The 22,013-nt window shown below is 66.1% G+C and carries 23 protein-coding genes; 11 read left to right on the forward strand and 12 right to left on the reverse strand.

Translation table 11 applies throughout. The annotated features are described in order from the left end of the window. Positions 1–291 precede the first annotated feature (291 nt). The gene (locus PU724_RS30485; RefSeq protein ID WP_354425456.1) at positions 292–1,062 is read right to left on the reverse strand and encodes an IclR family transcriptional regulator domain-containing protein; all 771 of its coding nucleotides are present in this window, start codon (positions 1,060–1,062) and stop codon (positions 292–294) included. Between the two features lie 106 nt (positions 1,063–1,168). Here PU724_RS30485 and PU724_RS30490 point away from each other — a divergent pair, with 106 nt between their 5' ends. From PU724_RS30490 to pcaF, 3 genes are read left to right on the forward strand one after another with little or no spacing between them, the layout of a single operon-like run. After that, complete coding sequence (locus PU724_RS30490) at positions 1,169–2,026, forward strand: CoA transferase subunit A (protein ID WP_354425454.1); 858 nt, start codon at positions 1,169–1,171, stop codon at positions 2,024–2,026. Continuing rightward, positions 2,023–2,826, forward strand: coding sequence for a CoA-transferase subunit beta (locus tag PU724_RS30495; protein ID WP_354425452.1), 804 nt, complete (start codon positions 2,023–2,025; stop codon positions 2,824–2,826). The genes PU724_RS30490 and PU724_RS30495 overlap by 4 nt, the downstream gene beginning before the upstream one ends. After that, positions 2,827–4,032, forward strand: coding sequence for a 3-oxoadipyl-CoA thiolase (gene pcaF / locus PU724_RS30500; protein WP_354425450.1), 1,206 nt, complete (start codon positions 2,827–2,829; stop codon positions 4,030–4,032). It begins immediately after the preceding gene. Positions 4,033–4,045: 13 nt separating this feature from the next. On the opposite strand, the gene pobA is transcribed toward pcaF, so the two are convergent. The 6 genes from pobA to pcaD are packed head-to-tail and all read right to left on the reverse strand — an operon-like array spanning position 4,046 to position 8,847. After that, entirely contained in the window at positions 4,046–5,218 is a 1,173-nt protein-coding gene (gene pobA / locus PU724_RS30505) for a 4-hydroxybenzoate 3-monooxygenase (RefSeq protein ID WP_127310486.1), read from the reverse strand. Further along, complete coding sequence (locus PU724_RS30510) at positions 5,218–6,270, reverse strand: 3-carboxy-cis,cis-muconate cycloisomerase (protein WP_354425448.1); 1,053 nt, start codon at positions 6,268–6,270, stop codon at positions 5,218–5,220. Before PU724_RS30510 ends, pobA begins: the two co-directional genes overlap by 1 nt. An 11-nt stretch (positions 6,271–6,281) precedes the next feature. After that, complete coding sequence (gene pcaG / locus PU724_RS30515) at positions 6,282–6,896, reverse strand: protocatechuate 3,4-dioxygenase subunit alpha (RefSeq protein WP_292348274.1); 615 nt, start codon at positions 6,894–6,896, stop codon at positions 6,282–6,284. Next, on the reverse strand, positions 6,896–7,648 hold the full coding sequence (gene pcaH / locus PU724_RS30520) for a protocatechuate 3,4-dioxygenase subunit beta (protein ID WP_292348276.1): 753 nt from the start codon (positions 7,646–7,648) through the stop codon (positions 6,896–6,898). Before pcaH ends, pcaG begins: the two co-directional genes overlap by 1 nt. Then, a complete protein-coding gene (gene pcaC / locus PU724_RS30525; RefSeq protein WP_126058989.1) occupies positions 7,641–8,045 on the reverse strand; it encodes a 4-carboxymuconolactone decarboxylase in 405 nt (134 codons plus the stop codon). Before pcaC ends, pcaH begins: the two co-directional genes overlap by 8 nt. After that, a complete protein-coding gene (gene pcaD, locus PU724_RS30530) occupies positions 8,038–8,847 on the reverse strand; it encodes a 3-oxoadipate enol-lactonase (RefSeq protein ID WP_354425445.1) in 810 nt (269 codons plus the stop codon). Before pcaD ends, pcaC begins: the two co-directional genes overlap by 8 nt. Positions 8,848–8,939: 92 nt before the next feature. On the opposite strand from pcaD, the gene pcaQ reads away from it, so the two are divergent. The 8 genes from pcaQ (at position 8,940) to PU724_RS30570 (ending at position 17,069) form a co-directional block, all read left to right on the forward strand. Beyond that, complete coding sequence (gene pcaQ / locus PU724_RS30535; RefSeq protein WP_354425443.1) at positions 8,940–9,857, forward strand: pca operon transcription factor PcaQ; 918 nt, start codon at positions 8,940–8,942, stop codon at positions 9,855–9,857. A 183-nt stretch (positions 9,858–10,040) separates the two neighbouring features. Continuing rightward, entirely contained in the window at positions 10,041–11,357 is a 1,317-nt protein-coding gene (locus PU724_RS30540; RefSeq protein ID WP_354425442.1) for an ABC transporter substrate-binding protein, read from the forward strand. A gap of 31 nt (positions 11,358–11,388) precedes the next feature. Further along, positions 11,389–12,123 (forward strand): ABC transporter ATP-binding protein, encoded by a 735-nt coding sequence (locus PU724_RS30545; RefSeq protein ID WP_292171274.1) that lies wholly within the window; start codon positions 11,389–11,391, stop codon positions 12,121–12,123. Then, positions 12,120–12,848 carry an ABC transporter ATP-binding protein gene (locus PU724_RS30550; RefSeq protein ID WP_292171255.1) on the forward strand — a complete coding sequence of 243 codons (729 nt, stop codon included), beginning with the start codon at positions 12,120–12,122 and terminating at the stop codon, positions 12,846–12,848. Before PU724_RS30545 ends, PU724_RS30550 begins: the two co-directional genes overlap by 4 nt. Continuing rightward, positions 12,845–13,741 (forward strand): branched-chain amino acid ABC transporter permease, encoded by an 897-nt coding sequence (locus PU724_RS30555; RefSeq protein ID WP_354425440.1) that lies wholly within the window; start codon positions 12,845–12,847, stop codon positions 13,739–13,741. Before PU724_RS30550 ends, PU724_RS30555 begins: the two co-directional genes overlap by 4 nt. After that, positions 13,738–14,799: a branched-chain amino acid ABC transporter permease gene (locus PU724_RS30560; protein ID WP_127390951.1), complete on the forward strand. Its 1,062-nt coding sequence runs from the start codon at positions 13,738–13,740 to the stop codon at positions 14,797–14,799. The genes PU724_RS30555 and PU724_RS30560 overlap by 4 nt, the downstream gene beginning before the upstream one ends. Positions 14,800–14,801: 2 nt before the next feature. Then, positions 14,802–15,587, forward strand: a complete 786-nt coding sequence (locus tag PU724_RS30565; protein ID WP_354425437.1) for a coniferyl-alcohol dehydrogenase — start codon at positions 14,802–14,804, stop codon at positions 15,585–15,587. Positions 15,588–15,623: 36 nt separating this feature from the next. Continuing rightward, complete coding sequence (locus PU724_RS30570) at positions 15,624–17,069, forward strand: aldehyde dehydrogenase (RefSeq protein ID WP_354425435.1); 1,446 nt, start codon at positions 15,624–15,626, stop codon at positions 17,067–17,069. A gap of 20 nt (positions 17,070–17,089) precedes the next feature. Here the strand turns inward: PU724_RS30570 and PU724_RS30575 are convergent, their stop codons facing one another. From PU724_RS30575 to PU724_RS30595, 5 genes are all read right to left on the reverse strand, one after another. Further along, positions 17,090–17,947 (reverse strand): sugar phosphate isomerase/epimerase family protein, encoded by an 858-nt coding sequence (locus tag PU724_RS30575; RefSeq protein ID WP_127287229.1) that lies wholly within the window; start codon positions 17,945–17,947, stop codon positions 17,090–17,092. Positions 17,948–17,952: 5 nt separating this feature from the next. Beyond that, the gene (locus PU724_RS30580) at positions 17,953–18,729 is read right to left on the reverse strand and encodes an ATP-binding cassette domain-containing protein (protein ID WP_127311936.1); all 777 of its coding nucleotides are present in this window, start codon (positions 18,727–18,729) and stop codon (positions 17,953–17,955) included. Beyond that, positions 18,726–19,712 carry an ABC transporter permease gene (locus PU724_RS30585; protein WP_126058978.1) on the reverse strand — a complete coding sequence of 329 codons (987 nt, stop codon included), beginning with the start codon at positions 19,710–19,712 and terminating at the stop codon, positions 18,726–18,728. Before PU724_RS30585 ends, PU724_RS30580 begins: the two co-directional genes overlap by 4 nt. A 150-nt stretch (positions 19,713–19,862) precedes the next feature. Beyond that, positions 19,863–20,852: a sugar ABC transporter substrate-binding protein gene (locus PU724_RS30590; protein ID WP_210214087.1), complete on the reverse strand. Its 990-nt coding sequence runs from the start codon at positions 20,850–20,852 to the stop codon at positions 19,863–19,865. Positions 20,853–20,927: 75 nt separating this feature from the next. Continuing rightward, entirely contained in the window at positions 20,928–22,001 is a 1,074-nt protein-coding gene (locus PU724_RS30595; protein ID WP_127285733.1) for a LacI family DNA-binding transcriptional regulator, read from the reverse strand. Positions 22,002–22,013 lie beyond the last annotated feature (12 nt).

Consider the following 22,013-nt stretch of genomic DNA (forward strand, 5'->3'; position numbering starts at 1 on the left):
GGGTCGATGGAACGGCGGACGATGACCCTCGCTCTCCCACGGGCTTCAAGGCCCAAAGATGCTCCGGTCTCTCGTCCGCCACCGCACCTGCTGCAATAGCAGAGTCGGCAAGGGACAAGTTACAAGGGCGCTGTCCTAGCCGGTTTCGCCAATCATCAGCGTTGCCGAGAAAGGTGCCGTCGTTGCGGCCAGCCCCTTCTCCCCGTCACTATACGGGGAGAAGTGCCCGGCAGGGCGATGAGGGGCGGCGCCAACCTCGGACAATTGGCAACTGGCGGCGACGATCGCCAGTCAGACGAAGAAGAATTCCTCGACCCGCTGCTTGGCCTTGCGCAGCCCAGGCAGGATCTCGCGCTCCATCGCCTCGACCGAAAAGCGGGCCGACTGCGTCGAGACGTTGATGGCGGCGACGACCTGGCCGGTACGGTCGCTGATCGGTACGGCTATCGAACGCAGGCCGAGCTCCAGTTCCTCGTCGACGATGGCGAAGCCGTCCGTCTCGGCCTGTTGAACGGCCTTGGCCAGCAAGTCCCGCCTGACGATCGTCTTCGGCGTCCGCCGCTCGATCTTTGCATCGGCGAGGAGGGTCTTCATCTCACCGGCGTTCAGGCCGGAAAGCAGCACGCGACCCATTGATGTGCAGTAGGCAGGCAGCCTTGTGCCGACGTCGAGCGCCACGCTGAGGATGCGGCGGCCGGGGATGCGCGCGACATAGACGACATCCTCGCCCGACAGCACCGCCGCGTTGCAGGCCTCGTCGAATTGCGCGGCCACCTCGCGCATGATCGGCGCCGCGAAGGTCCACAGCGAGGCGCCGCCGAGCCAGGTCCGCGCGACGGTGAGCAGGCGCGGCGACAGTGAAAACAACCGGCCCGACTGAGTCGCGTAGCCGGTGGCGACCAGCGTCAGCAGAAAGCGGCGGGCGCCGGCGCGGGTCAGGCCCGCCTCCTCCGCCATCTCGGTCAGCGTCATGCCGGCCGGGTAGCGGGCGAGGATCTCCATCACCGCAAGGCCGCGCTCCAGCGAGCCGACATGATCGCGCGAACTGGCTTCGTCTTCCACGACTGGGCCCATGGCATTGACTCCCCGTCAGGGCAAGATTAGAAAGTATCTCATATAAAACATATGTTCGCAATGCGAACTTTCTTGCCAACGCCGGAGCCCAAGCATGGTGAAGTTCCTGCCGCTGAAGGAGGCTGTCGCAGAGAACCTGCACGACGGCGATACGGCCGCATTCGAGGGTTTCACCCATCTGATCCCGACCGCAGCCGCGCACGAAGCCATCCGCCAGGGCTTCCGTGATCTCACTTTGATCCGCATGACGCCTGACCTGATCTACGACCAGATGATCGGCATGGGCATGGCGAGAAAGATCATCTTCTCCTATGTCGGCAATCCCGGCGTCGGCCTGCTGCGGCGCGCCCGCGATGCCATCGAGAATGGCTTTCCGCGCGCGATCGAGATCGAGGAGCACAGCCACGCCGGCATGGCCAACGCCTATGAGGCGGGTGCTGCCGGCCTGCCTTGCGCTATCTTCCGCGGCTATCGCGGCGCCGGCCTCGCTTCGGTCAACCCGAACATTAGGCCGCTCACCTGCCCCTTCAGCGGCGAAGTGCTCGCCGCCGTTCCATCGATCCGGCCCAACGTCAGCTTCATCCATGCGCAGAAGGCCGACCGCAAAGGCAATGTGCTGGTCGAAGGCATCATCGGCATCCAGAAGGAAGCCGTGCTCGCAGCCAGGCGCGCCGTGGTGACGGTCGAGGAAGTGGTCGACAATTTCGACGATCTCCACCCCAATCTCACCGTGCTGCCGAGCTGGACGATATCGGCCATCTCGGTCGTGCCGGGCGGCTCGCATCCGTCCTACGCACACGGCTACTATGCACGCGACAACGCCGCCTATCTCGAATGGGACGAGATCGCCGCCGACCGCGACCGCTTCCAGGCATGGATGCAGAGGAACGTCATCGAGGGCAGCGCCGGCGACTTCGCCGGCCGCGTCGAGCATCTGAGGAAAGCCGCATGAGCGACCCCGGAAATCTGGGCTTCACGCCCAACGAAATGATGACGATCGCCGCCAGCCGCGCGCTGAAGAATGACGACGTCTGCTTCGTCGGCATCGGCGCGCCATCGGCCGCCTGCAACGTCGCGCGGCTCACCCATGCGCCGGACATCACGCTGATCTACGAAAGCGGCACCATCGGCACCGCGCCCGACGTGCTGCCGCTGTCAATCGGTGACGGCGAACTGTGCGAGACAGCAGTCACCACCGTCGCGGTGCCGGAGATGTTCCGCTACTGGCTGCAGGGCGGCCGCATCTCCATCGGCTTCCTCGGCGCAGCCCAGCTCGACAGGTTCGGCAACATCAACACCACCGTTATCGGCGACTACGCGCACCCGAAAACGCGCCTTCCCGGCGGCGGCGGCGCGCCGGAGATCGCCACCTCTTCAAAAGAGGTTTACATCACCATGGCGCAATCGAAACGCGGCATGGTCGAAAAGATCGACTTCTTCACCTCCTTCGGCCATGGCGAGGGCGGCGATCACCGCAAGCGGCTCGGCATCGATACGGCCGGCCCGACGCTTTTGATCACCGACCTTGCGATTTGGAAGCCGGATCCGGTCACCAAGGAATTCACCGTCGTGTCGTTGCATCCAGGCGTGACCCGCGAGCAGGTGCAGGCGACCTGTGGCTGGGTGGTAAGATTTGCCGAGGCTCTTGACGAGACGCCGGCGCCGACGGAACTCGAGCTGACGACATTGCGCGATCTTCAGGCCCGCACCAAGGCGGCGCATGAGGGGACCGCCAAGGGGAAAGCTGCATAGATGACCGACGCCTTCATCTGCGACTACATCCGCACGCCGATCGGCCGCTTTGGCGGCGCGCTCTCCTCGGTGCGCGCCGATGATCTCGGCGCCATACCCTTGAAGGCTTTGGTCGAGCGCAACACGGGTGTCGATTGGGCTGCCGTCGACGACATCGTCTATGGCTGCGCCAACCAGGCCGGCGAGGACAACCGCAACGTCGCCCGCATGGCGCTGCTGCTCGCAGGCCTGCCCCAGGACATTCCGGGCTCCACCGTCAACCGCCTCTGCGGCTCGGGCATGGATGCCGTCACCATCGCGGCGCGCGCCATCAAGGCCGGCGAGGCCGAGCTGATGATCGCCGGTGGCGTCGAGTCGATGAGCCGCGCGCCCTTCGTCATGCCCAAGGCTGACACCGCCTTCTCGCGCAACGCCGAGATCCACGACACCACCATCGGCTGGCGCTTCATCAACCCGCTGATGAAGAAACAGTATGGCGTCGATTCCATGCCGGAAACGGGCGAAAACGTCGCCGGGGACTTTGCCGTTTCGCGCGCCGACCAGGATGCCTTTGCCGTGCGCAGCCAGGACAAGGCGGTGGCGGCGCAAGCCAATGGCCGGCTGGCGAAGGAGATCACGCCGGTGACGATCCCGCAAAGGAAGGGCGACGCGATCGTGATCGGCAAGGACGAGCATCCACGCGCCGGCACCACCATCGAGGCGCTGGCCAAACTGCCGACGCCGTTCCGCCAGGGCGGCACGGTGACCGCCGGCAATGCTTCCGGCGTCAATGACGGCGCGGCCGCCCTCGTCATCGCTTCGGAAGCAGCCGCGAAGAAACATGGCCTGACGCCGATCGCCCGCATCCTTGGCGGTGCTGCCGCCGGCGTTGCGCCGCGCATCATGGGCATCGGCCCGGCGCCGGCGACGAAGAAACTCTGCGCCCGCCTCGGCCTGACGCCCGACCAGTTCGACGTCGTCGAGCTCAACGAGGCCTTCGCCTCGCAGGGCATCGCGGTGCTGCGCCAGCTTGGCATCGCCGAGGACGCCGCGCAGGTCAACCCGAATGGCGGTGCGATCGCGCTCGGCCACCCGCTCGGCATGTCGGGCGCCCGCATTACCGGCACGGCGGCGCTGGAGCTTCGCGAGCGCGGCGGCCGCTATGCGCTCGCAACCATGTGCATCGGCGTCGGCCAGGGCATCGCGATCGCGCTGGAACGGGTTTGACGGATCCTGCCGATCAATACGGCAGGCCGACATAATTCTCCGCCAGAGCGGTAGACGCCGCTTTGGAATGCACGAGATAGTCGAGCTCGGCTTCCTGGATGCGCTGGCCGAATTCACCCGTCTCGGGAAAACGGTGCAGGATCGTCGTCATCCACCACGAGAAGCGCACCGCTTTCCAGACCCTCGCCAGCGCCTTGGCTGAATAGGCGTCGAGCCCTGCCTGCGATCTCTCGCGATAGAATTCGCGAAGCCCGGCAAAGAGATAGCGCACGTCGCTGGCGGCAAGGTTGAGGCCCTTGGCGCCGGTCGGCGGCACGATATGGGCCGCGTCGCCGACCAGGAACAGCTTTCCGAAGCGCATCGGCTCGGCGACGAAGGAGCGCAGCGGCGCGATCGACTTCTCGAAAGACGGCCCGGTGGTGACGGCGGCGGCCGTCTTCGGCGGCAAGCGCCGGCGCAACTCGTCCCAGAAACGATCGTCGGACCAGGCTTCGACGCGCTCGTCCGCCGGGCACTGTACATAGTAGCGGCTGCGGTGCGGCGAGCGCATCGAGCACAGCGCAAAGCCTCGCTCGTGATTGGCGTAGACCAGCTCGTGGTCGGCCGGCGACACCTCCGCCAGCACGCCCAGCCAGCCGAACGGATAGGTCCGCTCGAAGGTCTTCAGTGCGCCCTCCGGCACCGAGCGGCGGCTGACGCCGTGATAGCCGTCGCAGCCGGCGATGAAGTCGCAGTCGATGCGGTGGCCGACACCGTCCTTGTCATAGGTGACGAAAGGCGCCGTGCCATCGAAATCGTGAAGCGCGACATTGGCGGCTTCGTAGACGGTGACCAGCCCCGCCGCCTCGCGCTTGTCCATCAGATCATGCGTCACCTCGGTCTGGCCGTAGACGGTGACATGCTTGCCGCCGGTGAGCGCCGTGAGATCGATGCGGTGCAGGCGACCGTCGAAGGCGAGCGAGATGCCGGCATGCGGCAGGCCTTCGGCGTGCAGCCTGTCCGCGGCGCCGGCCTCGCCGAGCAGGTCGACCGTGCCTTGCTCCAACACGCCGGCGCGCACGCGGCCGAGCACATGCTCCCGGCTCGACCGTTCGAGAATGACGGTCTCGACACCGATGGTGGCGAGCAACTGGCCGAGCAGCAGGCCGGATGGGCCCGAGCCGATGATAACAACCTGTGTACGCATCAGTGTCCGAGGCTTTCGATCTGTCCGGCAAGCTCCGCGGCGAGCCGGAGTGCTCCCGCTGTCGCCACCACCATCTGTGGCAGGATCAGCCATTCCAGTGTCCAGGCGGCGCCAGAGCGCTCCTGCTCGTGCACCAGCGCCTGGTGCATGCCGGCAAGCTGGGTGGCGTTGAAGCGGGCAAGGGCCACCAGCGCCTCCGCCTTCACCGGGTTCTGCTTGTGCGGCATGGCCGACGAGCCGCCGCCCGCGGACAGCTTGATGTCCATGCCGCCTTGCGCCATCAGCGCGATGTCCTGGCCGAACTTGCCGAGACTGCCGGTCACCAGCGACAGCCAGCCGGCGAAATCGGCCAGCGCGTCGCGCTGGCTATGCCATTGCGCCGCATCGCCAAGGCCGAGTTTTGCGGCAAGGGCCGCCCGCACGCGCGCAGCCTTGTCGCCGAGTCTATCGAGCGTACCGGCCGCGCCGCCCAACTGGACGACGAGCAGCCGCGCGGACTGTTCCTTCAACCTGAGTTGGTGGCGCTCGAGCGGCGTCCGCCATGAGGCAATCCGATCTCCAACCGTGATCGGGATTGCCGGCTGCATGCGCGTCATCGCCATCAGCGCCCTGCCCCCGAAATCCTGTTCGAGGCCCGCAAGCCGCACGATGTTTTCGCTGAGCAGCAGGCCGATATGGTCGACCGCGCCGCTCAGCCGCAGCACCATCGAACTGTCGATGACGTCCTGGCTGGTCGCGCCGAAATGAACGAACGCATTGTGCGGTTCGCCGACGGCGGCCTTGATCTGGCGTACCAGCTCCGGCACCACGACCCCGTCCCTGGCGACGCCGGCCCTGAGCCTGGCCGTGTCGGGCCGGAACGAGGTCAGAGCCGAGCCGATTGCCGCTGCGGCGTCGTTGGAAATCACGCCGCACTCGGCCTCGGCCTCGGCCAGGGCGCGCTCGAAAGCCAGCATCGCATCGATGTCGGCTTCCACGGAAAAATGCCTTGCCGCCTCCTCGTCGCCGAGGAGAGCCGAAAGCAGCGGATGATCGAAGGGCGATACGGTCATGTTCAGGCCGGTCAGCTGTCGAAGAAGACCGTCTCCTTGTCGCCCTGCAGGTGGACATCGAAGACGTAGGTGTCGCCCTGGCGCTCGGCGATCAGCGTCGGCACGCGCTGGCGATGCTCGATGCGGGCAAGGATCGGGTCCTCGCCATTGGCCTTTTCCTCGTCCGAGAAATAGAGCCGCGTGTGGAGGGCGATATTGATGCCGCGCGCCACGATCCACAGCGTGATGTGCGGCGCCATCAGCCGCCCGTCGCGGAACGGCACGCGGCCTGGCTTGATCGTCTGGAACAGGCAGGCGCCCGTTTCCATGTCGGTCGGCTGCCGGCCCCAGCCCAGAAAGTTCGGATCGGCCGCGCCGCGCAATTCGGCCGGCGAATTGTAGAACCCGCTGGCATCGGCCTGCCAGATCTCGATCAGCGCGTCCTTGAGCGGCGCGCCGGCACCGTCGAAAACGCGGATGCGCAGCTCGATGCGCTCGCCCCTGGTCTCACCGTTGACCATGCTCGAGCCAAGATCGCTCTCATAGACGCCGCCGATGCCGCAGAAATTCGGCGTCAGCCCGATATGAACGTAGGGTCCCGCGGTCTGCGAAGGGCTCTCCTTCAGCCGGTCGAGCGATTGCGCCATCAATTGCCCTCCGGCCTGTTCTCGAACAGCGTCGAGCGACGTCCGCGCAGCACGATATCGAACTTGTAGGCGAGCGCGTCCATCGGGATCGTCGACTGCATGTCGAGGCTGGCAATCAGCGCTTCGATGGCTGCCTTGTCGGAAATGCCGCCGACGATCGGGCAGCGCCCGATCAGCGGATCGCCTTCGAAATACATCTGGGTGATCAGCCGCTGCGCGAAACCCTGGCCGAACACCGAAAAATGGATGTGGGCAGGGCGCCAGTCGTTCGGACCGTTCGGCCACGGATAGGGTCCCGGCCTGACGGTGCGAAAGGCGTAGCCGCCGTCATCGCCGGTGATGGTGCGGCCGCAGCCGCCGAAATTCGGATCGAGCGGCGCCAGATAGCCGTCCTTCTTGTGGCGGTAGCGGCCGCCGGCATTGGCCTGCCAGAATTCAAGCAGCACGCCCGGCACGCCCTTGCCCCGTTCGTCGAGCACCCGCCCATGCACGATGATGCGCTCGCCGATGGCGCTCTCGCCTGGCTGGGCGAAATTGTGGATCAGGTCGTTGTCGAATTCGCCGAGCATGGCGTGCCCGAACGCCGGGCCGGTGAGTTCCGACAGCGTATTGTCGAAGGAAAGCAGTGCCTTTTGCGGCGAGCGCAGCACCGAGCTCTTATAGGCGGGCGTCAGCGCCGGCGGATGCCAAAGGCGATCGCGCTGGAAGAAGGCGCCGGTCTCCGGCGCCCGGTTGGAGCCCGGCTCAGGCATGGGCATTCTCGTCCATCTGCGCGAACACCTCCTTGGCGATCCTGAAGGCGCGGTTTGCGGCCGGTACGCCGGCATAGATCGCGACATGAAGGAAAGCCTCGCAGATATCGTCGCGCGATGCGCCGGTGTTGGCGGTGGCGCGCACATGCATGGCCACCTCCTCGTCATGGCCGAGTGCCGCAAGCAGCGCCAGCGTCACGATCGAGCGCTCGCGTTTCGACCAGCCCGGCCGCGCCCACACCGTTCCCCACGCGGCCTCGGTGATCAGGTGCTGAAACGGCCGGTCGAAATCGGTGGCCGCATCCTCGGCCCGGTCGACATGCGAATCGCCGAGCACGGATCGCCGGACCTCAAGTCCGGTCCGGTATCGGGTTGTGTTCTTGGAAATGTCATCCATGGATTTGCTTTCCGCTGGGAAGCGATGCGACGAAATCGCGGATCAGCCTGGTAAACGGCCCGGGCTGCTCGACGCAGACAATGTGGCCGGCATTGCGGATCACCTCGAAGCGCGCGCCAGGAATGAGATCGGCAAGCGAGCGCACGAGGTCGGGCGGCGTCGAGCCGTCCTGGTCGCCGACGACGCAGAGCGTCGGCACCGCGATGCGGCGCGCGGCCTCGGTGAAGTCAGCATCGCGAACGGCGGCGCAGGTGCCGACATAGCCGGCGAGCGGCTGCCTGGTCAGCATGTTCCAGCAGCCGTCGAGATCGGCGGAACGCTCCGCGTGGAAGGCAGGGGTGAACCACAGCTTGAGCACGGCGTCGGCGATCTCCTGGATGCCTTTGCTTTCGACCGTCGCGATGCGTGTGTTCCAGTTGTCGGCCGTGCCGATCTTGTGCGCCGTATCGCTCAGTATGAGGGCCTCGACGCTTTCGGGGCGCCGCGCATAGAAGCCCTGCGCGATCAGTCCGCCGACCGACAGGCCGCACAGCGCGACCTTGGCCAGGCCGAAGTGATCGACGAGGCCGCAGAGGTCATCGACATGATCGTCGATCGAGCTGACGCCGCCGATGTCGGACAGCCCGTGCCCGCGCTTGTCATAGACGAGCGTCGGCATTTCATCGCCGAGCAGCGAGACAATTTCGTCCCAGATCCGGAAGTCGGTGCCCAGCGAATTCATGAATATGATCGGGCACGCATTGCCAGTCCCCGGCCTGTAGCGGTGGTGCAGCGTAACGCCGCCAATGCTGACGAATGGCACGATTTCGATCCTCCGATGTTAGCTTGCACTAGGTATTTGGTTCGGTAAAATGATATTTTGCGGCGTTTCATTAACTCCGAGGTTATCGAACCATGGCCGAAAGCCGCATCCGCTTCCGACACCTGCAAGCGTTTCTCGAAGTGGCGCGGCAAGGCAGCGTGGCAAGGGCGGCCGAGTTCCTGCATGTCAGCGCGCCGGCCGTGACCAAGACCTTGCGCGAGCTGGAAGAGGCGCTCGGCATCGCCGTCGTCGAACGCGACGGCCGCGGCATCCGCGTCACGCGGCTCGGCGAGATCTTCCTCGGCCATGCCGGCACGGCGATCACGGCACTGAAGCGCGGCGTCGATTCCGTCCGCCAGGACGGCGCCATCAACCGCCATCCGATCCGCATCGGTGCCTTGCCGACGGTGTCGGCGCGGGTGATGCCGCTCGCCATGAGCCTGTTCCTCGGGGAGAACACGGGCGCTGCCCTCAAGATCGTCACCGGCGAGAACGCGGTGCTGCTGGAACAGCTGCGCGTCGGCGCGCTCGATCTCGTCGTCGGCCGGCTGGCGGCGCCGGAGCACATGACCGGCTTCTTCTTCGAGCATCTCTATTCCGAACAAGTGTTGTTCGTGGTGCGGGCCAGACATCCGCTGTCGGAACCGGGGGCCGATATCTTCGCCCGCCTCGACGAATTCCCCGTGCTGATGCCGACGCGGGAGTCCGTCATCCGCCCCTTCGTCGACCGCCTGTTCATCACCAATGGCATGACCGCGCCGGCCACCGAAATCGAGACCGTCTCGGATTCCTTCGGCCGTTCCTTCATGCGCCAGAGCAACGCGGTGTGGATCATCTCGGCCGGCGTCGTCGCCAACGAGATCGCCAGCGGCGCCTTCGTCGCCTTGCCGGTCGACACCGAGGAGACCAAGGGACCGGTCGGCCTGACCATGCGCACCGACACTGCCCCCTCGCCGGCCTTTTCCATCCTGCTGCAGACGATCCGCGAGGCGGCGCGGCATAACGCCTGACAACGCACTCCGTTCGGCATGGCCTTTCGTAACCTATGGGTTAATGAAACACCGCAAAATATCATTTTACCGAACCAAACCGCTAGTGCAATGTGACCGTGGAGGATCAAGGCCGAGCCCTGTCTGGCGGCACCGGAAAACCGGTTCCGGCCCATAGGGGGACGGCCACGAAGGGAGGACCAGATGACCAGGACTATCGGCAGCAAACCTGTTATCGCCGGCATGTCGCGACGCCAGTTCATTGCCGCTTCGGTGGCCGGCAGCGCGGCTCTTGCGCTCGGCCGCGGCAAGGCCTTCGCGCAGGCCGCGGACACCCTGAAGGTCGGCTTCGTCAGCCCGCGCACCGGGCCTCTCGGCGGTTTCGGCGAGACCGACGGCTATGTGCTCGACCTCGCCCGCAAGGCGCTCGCCAATGGCATCGAGCTCGGCGGCAAGAAATACAGCGTCGAAATCCTCGACCAGGACACGCAGTCGGATCCGTCGCGCGCCGGCCAACTCGCCAAGGACCTGATCAACAACCAGGCCATCGACCTGATGCTCGCCGTCTCGACGCCTGAGGTGATCAACCCCGTAGCCGATGCTTGCGAAGCGGCCGGCGTACCTTGCCTGTCCACCGTCATGCCGTGGGAAGCCTGGTATTTCGGCCGCGGCGCCAAGCCGGGCCAGCCTTCGCCGTTCAAATGGACCTATCATTTCGGCTTCGGCGTCGACGAATTCTTCAAGGCCTATGCCTCGCAGTGGAATCTGATCGAGACCAACAAGAAGGTCGGCGTCATGTATCCGAACGACGCCGACGGCAATGCCATCCGTGCCCATCTTGCGCCGCTGCTCGCCAAGCAGGGCTTCACCATCGTCGACCCCGGCGCCTACGAGACCGGGACCACCGACTATTCCTCGCAGATCGCGCTGTTCAAGCAGGAAGGCGTCGAGATCTTCAATTCCTTCCCGATCCCGCCGGATTTCGCCGCCTTCTGGCGCCAGGCGGCGCAGCAGGGCCTGACCCGGCAGATCAAGATCGCCCAGGTCGCCAAGACCGGCCTGTTCCCGTCCGACATCGAGGCGCTCGGCGACCTCGGCATGAAGATTGCGAGCGCCGCTTACTGGCACAAGGCCTTCCCCTACAAGTCGCCGCTCACTGGTGTTTCCGGCACCGAGCTGGCCGACGGCTACGAAGCGGCGAGCGGCAAGCAGTGGACGCAGCAGCTCGGCGCCACGATGTCGCTGCTCGACGCCGGCTTCGAAGCGCTGAAGTCCAGCACCGACGCCAAGGACAAGGCGGCGGTCGCCAAGGCGCTGAGCGCGCTCAACACCGAGACGATGATCGGCAAGGTCGATTTCACCAGCGGCCCCGTCGCCAACGTCTCGCCCGGCCCGATCATCGGCACGCAGTGGGTGGCAGCGAAGGAAGGCAGCAAATTCCCGCTTGACTATGTCGTGACCGAAAACGCCACCGACCCGAAGGTGCCGGTCGAAGCCAAGCTGCAGCCGTACAACGGCTGATTGGACTGCTGACGGGGTTCGCATCGTGACCATTTCGCCCAACGCTGCGATCCTCGATGCCGCTGGCATCCACAAGCGCTTCGGCGCGCTGGTGGTGCTCGACGACATCGACTTCGCCATGGGAGCCGACGAGGCGGTCGGCATTGTCGGCCCGAACGGCGCCGGCAAGACGACATTGCTCAGCGTGCTGTCCGGCGCCTATCCGCCCAGTGCCGGCACCGTCGCCTTCAAAGGCGGCGACGTCACCGCGCTGCCGGCCACGGCGCGCTGCCGCCTCGGCCTCGTGCGCACGCATCAGGTGCCAAAGCCTTTCGGCGGCATGACCACCTTCGAGAACGTCTTCGTTGCCGCTTCGCATGGCGCCGCACTCAAGCGCGACGAAGCCTATGAGGAAGCGCTTGCCTCGCTGAAACTCTGCGGCATGCTGGGCGTTGCCAACCGGCGCGCCGAGACGCTTGGCCTGCTCGACCGCAAGCGGCTGGAACTCGCCCGGGCGCTCGCTGCCAGGCCGACGCTGCTTCTGCTGGACGAAATCGGCGGCGGCCTGACCGACGGCGAGGCCGGCGAGCTGGTCGAGACCATCAGGGAATTGCGGCGCCGCAAGATCGGCATCGTCTGGATCGAGCACATCGTCCACATCCTGCTGCAGGTGGCCGAGCGACTGATCTGCATGGATGCCGGAAAGATCATCGCCGACGGCGATCCGCAAGCGGTAATGGCCAACCCGCAGGTGATCAGCGCCTATCTCGGCGGAGGCCCGAAATGAGCCTGCTTTCGGTCGAGGATCTCGTTGTCCGCCACGGCCTGTTGCAGGCGGTACGCGGCGTCAGCTTCACCGTCGAGCGCGGCGAGACGCTGGCGCTGGTCGGCGCCAACGGCGCCGGCAAGACGACGCTGCTGCGCGCCATTGCCGGAGCGCATCCGCAGGCATCGGGTTGCGTGCGGTTCGACGGCGCCGACCTCTCCGGGGTGCCCTCGCACAGCAGAGTCGGCATGGGCATCGCGCTGGTGCCCGAAGGCAGGAAACTGTTCGTCGAAATGACGGTCGAGGAAAACCTCCTGCTCGGCAAGACCGCCGGCCGCTCCGGCGACTGGAGCGTCGACAAGGTGCTCGACACGTTTCCCAACCTCAAGCCGCGCCGCCATTCCAGGACCGGCCATCTGTCCGGCGGCGAGCAGCAGGCGACCGCTATCGGCCGCGCGCTGATGAGCAATCCGGAATTGCTGCTGCTCGACGAGGTCTCGCTCGGCCTGTCGCCGCTAGTCGTCGACCGCGTCTACGCCTCGCTGCACGGCCTGATCAGTTCCGGCACGACGATCATCCTGGTCGAGCAGGATCTCAACCGGGCACTCTCCGTCTCCGACAAGGTCATCTGCATGCTGGAGGGAAGGATCGCGCTTGCCGGAGACAGCAAGAGCGTGTCGCGCGACGAGGTGACGAAAGCCTATTTCGGCCTGCATCGGAAGGGCGCCGGAGGCGTGCCGGCATGACCAACCAGATCGTCCAGGGCATCCTGCTCGGCGGCTACTACGCGCTGATCGCCTGCGGCCTCTCCTTCATGTTTTCGGTGATGCGCATCATCAACCTCGCCCATGGCAGCCTCGCCGTGCTGTCGGCCTTCGCGCTGTGGCTGCTCGCCTCGCGCTTCCACATTTCACCCTTCCTTGGACTGCTGATCGTCCTGCCGCTGATGGCCGCGATCGGCTGGGCCTTGCAGCGCTTCCTGCTCGAACGCAGCGCGCGCGGCGGTGCGCTGTTGCCGATCCTGACGACCTTCGGCCTCGCAATCGTCATCGACAATCTCTTGTTCGAGCAGTTCGGCGCCGACACGCGCTCGCTGGCGCCCTTTATCGGCAGCCTCTCCTACGATTCCTGGGAATGGCCGGGCAGCATCTATGTCGGCAAGCTCGCGGTCATCATCTTCGTCACCGCCGTGGTGCTGCTTGGCGGGCTGCAGCTCTTCCTCACCCGCACCGGCCTTGGCCGCGCGATCCGCGCCACCTCGGCGGACCCTGATACGGCCGGCCTTGTCGGCATCGATGCGCGCCGCGCGAATGCGGTCGCCGCATCCATCGCCATGGTCACCGTCGGTCTCGCCGGCGCCTTCCTCGGCATGCGCGCCACCTTCGATCCCTATGCCGGCGCGCCGCAGCTGCTATTCGCCTTCGAGGCGGCGGTCATCGGCGGCGCCGGCTCGCTGTGGGGCACGCTGATCGGCGGCATCGTGCTGGCGCTCGCCCAGACACTCGGCGCCCAGGTACATCCGCAGGGCTTCCTGATCGGCGGCCATGTCGCGTTCCTGATCGCGCTGTTCATACGCCTGTCCACCTCCGGCCTCGGCCTGCGCGGCCTGCTCCGCCTGCCCGCGGGGAAGGCATCATGAGCGCCGCCTCCCCTGTCATCGAGCGCGGCACCGCCGCCTCGCGCATCGCCGCGATCGCGGTGGCCCTGATCATCGCGCTGCTGGCGATCGCGCCGCAATTCCTTTCGGCTGGCGCCGTCGACCGCATGACCGCGCTGTTCATCTATGTGATCCTCGCGGCGATGTGGAACGCGCTCGCCGGTTTCGGCGGACTGGTCTCGGTCGGCCAGCAGGTGTTCTTCGGCCTCGGCGCCTATTTCAGCATCCGGCTGGCGGATGCCGGCCTCAATCCCTTCGTCGCGCTCTTCGTCTCGGCGATCGTCGTCGGCGCTGTCTCCTGGCCGATCTCGCTGTTCATGCTGCGGCTCAGGAACGGCGAGTTCGCCATCGGCATGTGGGTGATCGCGGCCCTCACCCATCTCCTCGTCAACCTCGACCGGCTGGTGCAGGGCGAGACCGGCACGTCGCTGATCTCGCTCAACGTCTATGACGCTTCGACCAGACGCGTGGCGATCTACTGGCTGGCGCTGGCGTCGATGACCGCCCTGCTTGCCGTCCTGTTCGGCCTGCTGCGCGGCAGCACCGGTGCCGCCATCCGCGCCATCCGCGACAACGAGGATGCGGCAGCCTCGGTCGGCGTGCGCGTTACCGGCACCAAGCGGCTGCTTTTCGTTCTCGCCGCCTTTGGCATCGGCATTGCCGGCGCGCTGTGGCTGGCGACCTCGATCACCTTCCAGCCGAAGACCTATTTCAGTGTCCAGTGGACGGCCTACATGATCTTCATGGTGCTGGTCGGCGGCATCGGCACCTTCGAGGGCGCCATCCTTGGCGCCTTGCTGTTCTTCCTCATCGAGACCTGGTTCGGCGGCGCAGGCGTCTGGTACCTGATCGGCCTCGGCGCCACAGCGCTTGCCTTCTCGCTGCTGTTGCCGCGCGGCCTGTGGGGAACCCTGGAGGAGCGATTTGGGCTTCGGCTGCTGCCCGTCGGCTATAGCGTCAGGATTCCCGTCAACGCGACCCTAACGACGGGCGAGACCGCCTCGCCGGCACAGACAACGACATCTCGGGAGAAAGCCTGACCATGCTTTTCGGCAAGACCATCCTCATCACCGGCGTAGCCTCCGGCATCGGCGCCCGCACGGCGGAACTCGCCGGTCAGCTCGGCGCCGACGTGATCGGCGTCGACGTGCGTGAGCCAGCAGCAAGTGCTGGCAGCTTCGTCAAGGCCGACATCTCGTCGAAGGCCGGCGTCGACGAACTGGTGGCACGGCTGCCGGAGCGCCTCGATGCGCTCTGCAACGTCGCCGGCCTCTCCGGCAACACTGGCGCCGTGTCGACGCTCGCCGTCAATTTCTACGGACTGCGTGCGCTTTCCGAGGCGCTGGCGCCGAAGCTTCGCGAAGGCGGCGCCATTGTCAATGTCGCCTCGATCGCCGGCTTCGGCTGGCGCGCCAATCTCAACCGCGCCGCTTCGATGATCGGCACCGAGGGCTTTCCCGATGTCGCCAGGGTGGTCGCCGACCATGCGGTCAAGAACGAGGAAGGCTATCCGGTCTCGAAGGAGCTTCTGCTGCTGTGGACCTTCCGCGCCGCGCATCAGGAGCGTTTCAAGAGCCGCGGCATCCGTGTCAATGCGGTCAGCCCAGGGCCGGTCGAGACGCCGATCCTGAAGCAGTTCCGCGCCGTGCTCGGCGACGACCGCGTCGACAGCGATATTTCGCGTGTGGGTCGTGCCGGCACGTCGGGCGATATCGCGCCGGTCGTGCTGTTCCTGTGCTCGGATGGCGCGCGCTGGATCAACGGCGCCAACGTGCCGGTCGACGGCGGCCTCGAGGCCTCGATCAACGCCGAGGTGCTCGGCTTCTAGTTTGCAACGCTCCACCCGGAGCGAGGGAGAGACCAAATGGATATCGGACTTCTGATCGACGGCGACGAAAGAACTGCAGCGGGCAAGGCTTCCTTCGACCGCCTGGACCCCTTCACCGGCAAGCTGGCGACGCGCGCCGCCGCCGCCAGCATCGCCGACGCCAACGCCGCCGTCGACGCCGCTGCCGCGGCTTTCCCGGCCTGGTCGCGGACGGGTCCAGGCGAGCGCCGCGCTTTGCTTTCCAAGGCCGCCGAGGTGATGGCCTCCAAGGTCGGCGAATTCACCAGGCTGATGATGGAGGAGACCGGAGCGACCGGGCCGTGGGCCGGCTTCAACGTCATGCTGGCCGCCAACATGCTGCGCGAGGCAGCCGCGATGACGACACAGATCGCGGGCGAGATCATCCCCTCGGACAAGCCGGGCACGCTTGCCATGGCGATCCGCCAGCCGGCCGGCGTCTGCCTCGGCATCGCGCCCTGGAACGCACCCGTCATCCTCGGCACCCGCGCGCTGGCGATGCCGCTCGCCTGCGGCAACACGGTGGTGCTCAAGGCCTCCGAGATGTGCCCCGGCACGCATCGCCTGATCGGCCAGGTGCTGGTCGAGGCCGGCCTGCCGAAGGGCGTCGTCAATGTCGTCACCAACGACCCGAAGGATGCCGCCGGGATCGTCGAGGCGCTCGTCGCGCATCCGGCGGTGAAGCGGGTCAATTTCACCGGCTCGACCAAGGTCGGCCGCATCATCGCCGAGCTCGCCGGGCGCCATCTCAAGCCGGCCCTGCTCGAGCTTGGCGGCAAGGCGCCGCTTCTGGTGCTTGACGATGCCGACATCGACGCGGCGGTCAACGCCGCGACCTTCGGCGCCTTCATGCATCAGGGCCAGATCTGCATGTCGACGGAGCGGCTGATCGTCGACGAGAAGGTCGCCGACGAGTTCGTCGCCAAGCTTGCCGCCCGCGCCGCGCAGCTTCCGGCCGGCGACCCGCGCGGCCATGTCGTGCTTGGCTCGCTGATCAGCAGCCAGGCAGCCGACAAGATGGAGGAACTGGTTGCCGACGGTGTCGCCAAGGGTGCGAAGCTCGTCGCGGGCGGCAAGCGTGCCGGCACTGTCGTCGACGCGACGCTGCTCGACCACGTGACGCCTTCGATGCGCGTCTATGCGGAAGAATCCTTCGGGCCGGTCAAGCCAGTCATTCGCGTCAAGGGCGAGGACGAGGCGGTGCGTGTCGCCAACGACACCGAATACGGCCTGTCGTCGGCCGTCTTCAGCCGCGACATCAAGCGCGCCATGGCGATCGCTGCCCGCATCCAGGCCGGCATCTGCCACATCAACGGCCCGACTGTGGGCGACGAGGCGCAGATGCCGTTCGGCGGTGTCAAAGGTTCCGGCTACGGCCGGTTCGGCGGCAAGGCCTCGATCGCCGAATTCACCGACCTGCGCTGGGTGACGATAGAGGATCCCGGCCAGCACTACCCGTTCTGACGGAGAGCCTGGCGAACCTTCTATCTTCCGAGGCTCAGCCCTGCCTTCCTCGCCTCGTCGCGCAGGAACGGCAGGCCGACCTCGATGACGTCGCGCGGGTCTTCAGCCACCGGGCGCCACACCGCCAGTCCGCCGGCGATGTCGACGTCGACATGGTTCATGCTTTCGAGCGTGATCGGCCCCTCGTAGCCGATGTCGGCGATCGCCTTCATGCAGGCCGCCCAGTTGATCATGCCGCGCCCCGGTACGCCGCGGTTGGCTTCCGACACGTGCACATAGCCGAGGAAGGGTGCGGCCGCCTCGAAGCCGGCGGCAAAGCTCTCCTCCTCGATATGCATGTGATAGGTGTCGAGATGGATGAAGATGTTGTCGGCGCCGATGCGCTCGATGATCCTGGCCGCATCGATGCCGCGGTTAATCAGATGCGTCTCGTAGCGGTTGCAGGGCTCGATGCCGAGCTTCAGCCCGCGCGCCTTCGCCGACTTCGCCGCCCGTTCGAGGAAGCGGCACATGCCGTCGATCTCCTTGCGCGTCGGCGCCCGGCCGGTGGTCTTGCCGATCGTGCCGTAGGTGACGCCGCCGAGCGCTTCGCTGCCGACCTCGTTGCAGACCTTGAAGGCGGGCTGCAGGAAGTCGAGCGCCTCGTCCGGCCGCTCGACCACGTCGAGGGAACGCGGCAGGCCGAGCGACGGGATCAGCTCGACGCCATAGTGGGTAGCGAAGCCCCGCGTGCGTTTGGTGTCGATCTCCTCAGGGCGCAGCAGCGGAATTTCCATCAGGCCGATGCCGTGTTCCTTCAGCCGGTCCATCTGCGGCTCGATGCGGGCAAGGTCCCAGACCGGAGCGATGGCGAAAGTGTGCAGTCCAAAGGTGTTCATGAGTTCTAGCCTCGTTGTTCGTGCGCCGCCGCGGCGCTGACATCGCCGCCGCCGACGATGCGGCTGACGACTTCGTTCATGTTGGTCTTGCTGGTGACGAGATCGGCATCGGCGCGGCCGTGACGCAGCACGACGATGCGGTCGGTGACCGATAGCACGTCGTTCAGCCGGTGCGAGATCAGGATGACGGCGATGCCTTCCGACCGCAGCCGGCGGATGAGGTCGAGCACGCTCTGCACCTCGCGCACCGCAAGCGCAGCCGTCGGCTCGTCCATGATCACGAGCTTCGGGTTGAAGGTCAGCGCGCGGGCGATCGCCACCGTCTGCTGCTGGCCGCCCGAGAACGAGCCGACCGAACGGTTGATCGACGGCAGGCGCGCGCCGAGCCGCTCGATCATCCGCGTGGCTTCGCGGTCCATAGCCGCCTTGTCGACGAAACCGGGAAACAGGCCGAACACCCGTTTCGTCGGCTCGCGGCCGAGGAAGATGTTCGAGGCCACGTCCTGCTGCTTGGCCAGCGACAGGTCCTGATAGATCATCTCGATGCCGAGCTCGCGCCGCTGGCCCGGGTCGAGCCCAAGGATGTCCTTGCCGTCGAATTCGATCGAGCCGGAATCGGCACGGTAGATGCCGGTGATGGTCTTCATCAGCGTCGACTTGCCGGCGCCATTGTCGCCGACCAGCCCGACCACCTCGCCGGCAGCGACCTTGAGGTCGACGCCGTGCAGCACGTCGACCGCGCCGAAGCTTTTGCGGATGCCTTGAAGCGAAAGAAGCGTCATACGCGCGACTCCTTCCGAACCTGGTACTGGTCGATGAAGACGGCAAGGATCAGCACCGCGCCGATCGCCATCTGCTGGTAATAGGACTGCACGGCAAGCAGTGTCAGCCCGTTCTGTAAGACGCCCATGATCAGCGCGCCGATCATCGTGCCGAGGATCGAGGCGCGGCCGCCGAACAGGTTGGTGCCGCCGATGATCGCCGCGGTGATGGCGGTGAGCTCGTAGTTGATGCCGGCGGTCGGGTCGCCGGCATTGACGCGGGCGGTGAACAGCAGGCCGGCGAGCCCGGCGAGCGCGCCGGACAGCGTATAGATGATGCGGCGATGGTGCTCGACGCGGATGCCGGCGGCGCGCGCCGCGCCCTCGCTGTCGCCCAGCGCCAGCGTGTGGCGGCCGAAGCGTGTGTAGGCGAGCACGCAATGCGCGACGATCGCCGTCAGCACCAGGATGATCACCGGCATCGGGATGCCGAACGGCCTCCCTTGCCCGATATAGACGATCGCCGACGGCAGCCCGTAGATCGCCCTGCCTTGCGAGATGACCAGCGCCAGGCCGCGCGCCAGGCCGAGCATGCCGAGCGTGACGATGAAGGCCGGCACGAAGGCGCGGGTGACGAGCTGCCCGTTGATGTAGCCGGCAAGGCCGCCGGCCAGGATGCAGGCGATGAGCGCGAAGACCGACGGCCAGCCGAGATTGACCGCGACGAAGGCGCCCGCCACGCCGGCAAGGCCCATGACCGAGCCGAGCGACAGGTCGAGCCCGCCCGAGCCGATGACGAAGGTGGCGGCGATCGCCAGCACGCCGATCGTCGATGTCGCGAGCAGGATGTTGAGGAAATTGCTCAGCGACAGGAAGAACGGCGACAGCAGCGCCATCGCCGCACTCAGCGCCACAAGCACCAGCAGCGACTCCAGCCTGATGTGGAGCCGTTCGACGGATGCGCGCTGCACCCGAGCCCAGAAACCGGGCTGTTCAGAAGCCATGTCTTTGCACCTTTGAGAGCAGTAAGGCAGTAGCCAGTAGGGATTAGGCAGTAGTGGATTAAGGAGCGATCTGAAGCGATGCGAACCGCTTACTCCCCTACTGCCTACTGCCTACTGCCTACTGCCTACTGCCTATTCCCTATTCCCTGCTCACTTCACATATTGCAGCATCGGCTCCTTGCCGGCGTCGAGCATTTCCTTGGTCAGCACCAAGGTAGGCACGGCGATGCTCTCCTCGACCTTCTCGCCGGCGAGCGCCTTCTTGACGTTCTCGACAGCCTGCTTGCCTACGAGATAGGGGAGCTGCGCCACCGAAGCGTTGAGGCGGCCCTCCTTGATCGACTTGACCGCATCCGAATTGCCATCGACGCCGATGATCGTCACCTGCTCACCCTTACCAGCCGCATAGACCGATTCCACAGCGCCGAGCGCCATGGTGTCATTGGCGGAGAAGATGGCGACCAGGTCAGGATGCGCGGTCAGCGTATCGGTTGCGATCGAGGCCGCCTTGCCGCGATCCCAGTCGCCGGGCAGCGAAGCAACGATCTCCAGCCCCGGCGCCAGTTCCTTGAGCTTGTCGGCAAAACCCTTGGCGCGTTTCTGACCGGTGATGTTGCCGGAAAGGCCCTCGATCACCAGCACCGGACCCTTGGCGTCCTTACCGAGCTTGGAGACTAGATATTCTGCGCCCTGTCCGCCGGCCGCGACATTGTCGGAGCCGATGCGGAAGGTGATCTTGATGCCTTCCTTGTCGAGCACCGCCGGATCGAGATTGCCGTCGAGGTCGACCACCTTGATGCCGGCATCCTGCGCCGCCTTCAGGCAGGGCAACAGGTTGGTCGAGTTGATCGCCGCGGTGATCATCGCCACCGGCTTGCGCTCCAGCATCGTGTTGCAGAGGTTGAGCTGCGGCTCTGCCGCCTGGTCGCTCTCGGCGGCCTGCTGGAAATATTTCACCCCGGCTTCCTTGGCGCCGTCCTCGACGCCCTGGCCCATCGCGCCCCAGAACGGGTTGGCAAGCGTTTTCATCAGCACGCCGTATTCGCCGTCCTCGGCCTTGGCGGCGCCTACTGCCGACATCGCCAGAGCGATGCCCAAGGCCATCGTAAATCGATTTATCTTCAGAACGAATGCTGTCACGTTTTCCTCCCTGTTGATGTCACGCGCCACGAGCCAAAGCCAGGTGCGGCGCCACTCGGTTTTCGACAATGGGGGCTATTGTCGGCTTCCTCCCCCCGAATGCGGGCCGCTGCCTGGCGAGCCAACGGATTCCCGCATCAACACCTTGCAGGGCTCGAGCCGCGCCCTGGGCGGGCCGCCCTCCCCCTCGATCCTGCGAAACAGCACGTCCATCGCATTGCTGGCGATCTCGCGCACCGGCTGCACCACGGCGGCGATCGCCGGCCAGGTCACCTGCATCCATTCGGCGTCGTCGAAGCCGACCAGCGAGATGTCGTCCGGGCAATGCCAGCCACGACGGCGGAATTCGGAAAGCGCCACCAGCGTGCCCTTGAGGAACAGCGAATAGACCGCCGTCGGGCGTTCACCCCGATTGGCACCCTCGCTGAAATAGTCGCTGAGCAGCGTTCGCAGCGGCTCGACCTCGCTTTCGGCAAGCACGACGTCGATGCGGATGTCGGGCACCAGTTGCAGCGCGGTCGCGCGAAACCCTTCGAGGCGGGCGCGCACCGTTGCCGCCTGCTGGCCGAGACCGACGACCAGTATGTGGCGATGGCCCTTGCCGACCAGCGCGCGCGCCACCTCCGCACTTGCCGCGGCGCTGTCGGCCGAAACCGTATCGAATGCGTCGTCGGCGAGCACGCGGTCGATCAGCACGCCGGTCATGCCGTTGGCTTTCATGAAGCCGGCCGCCGGCCCATGCTCGTTGCGCACCGGTGCCAGCACGATGCCGGCGACGCGCCAGTCGTGCATGCGGGCCAGGATCTCCTTTTCGCGCGCTTCCGACTCACGGCTAGAGGCGGCGACCAGCGTGAACCCGCGCTGCTCGGCGAGCCCCTCGAGCTCGCTGACCATCTGGCCGAAGAACTCGCTTTCGAACTCTGGCATGATGGCGCCAATGATGCGCCGCTTGGCCCGGCGCATGTCGGACGCCAGCGGATCGACACGGTAACCGAGGAGATCGACGGCATCAAAGACGCGCTGCGCATTTTCGGGCTTCACCGTGGTGACGCCTGCCAAAACCTTGGAGACGGTGGCGGCGGACACGCCGGCGCGGCTTGCCACGTCGTGGATCGACGGACGCCGCTGCTGGGTCTCCCGATGCGCCATCATCCTGCTCCG

Source organism: Mesorhizobium abyssinicae (assembly GCF_049887195.1).
In the GTDB taxonomy this organism is placed as follows: domain Bacteria; phylum Pseudomonadota; class Alphaproteobacteria; order Rhizobiales; family Rhizobiaceae; genus Mesorhizobium; species Mesorhizobium abyssinicae.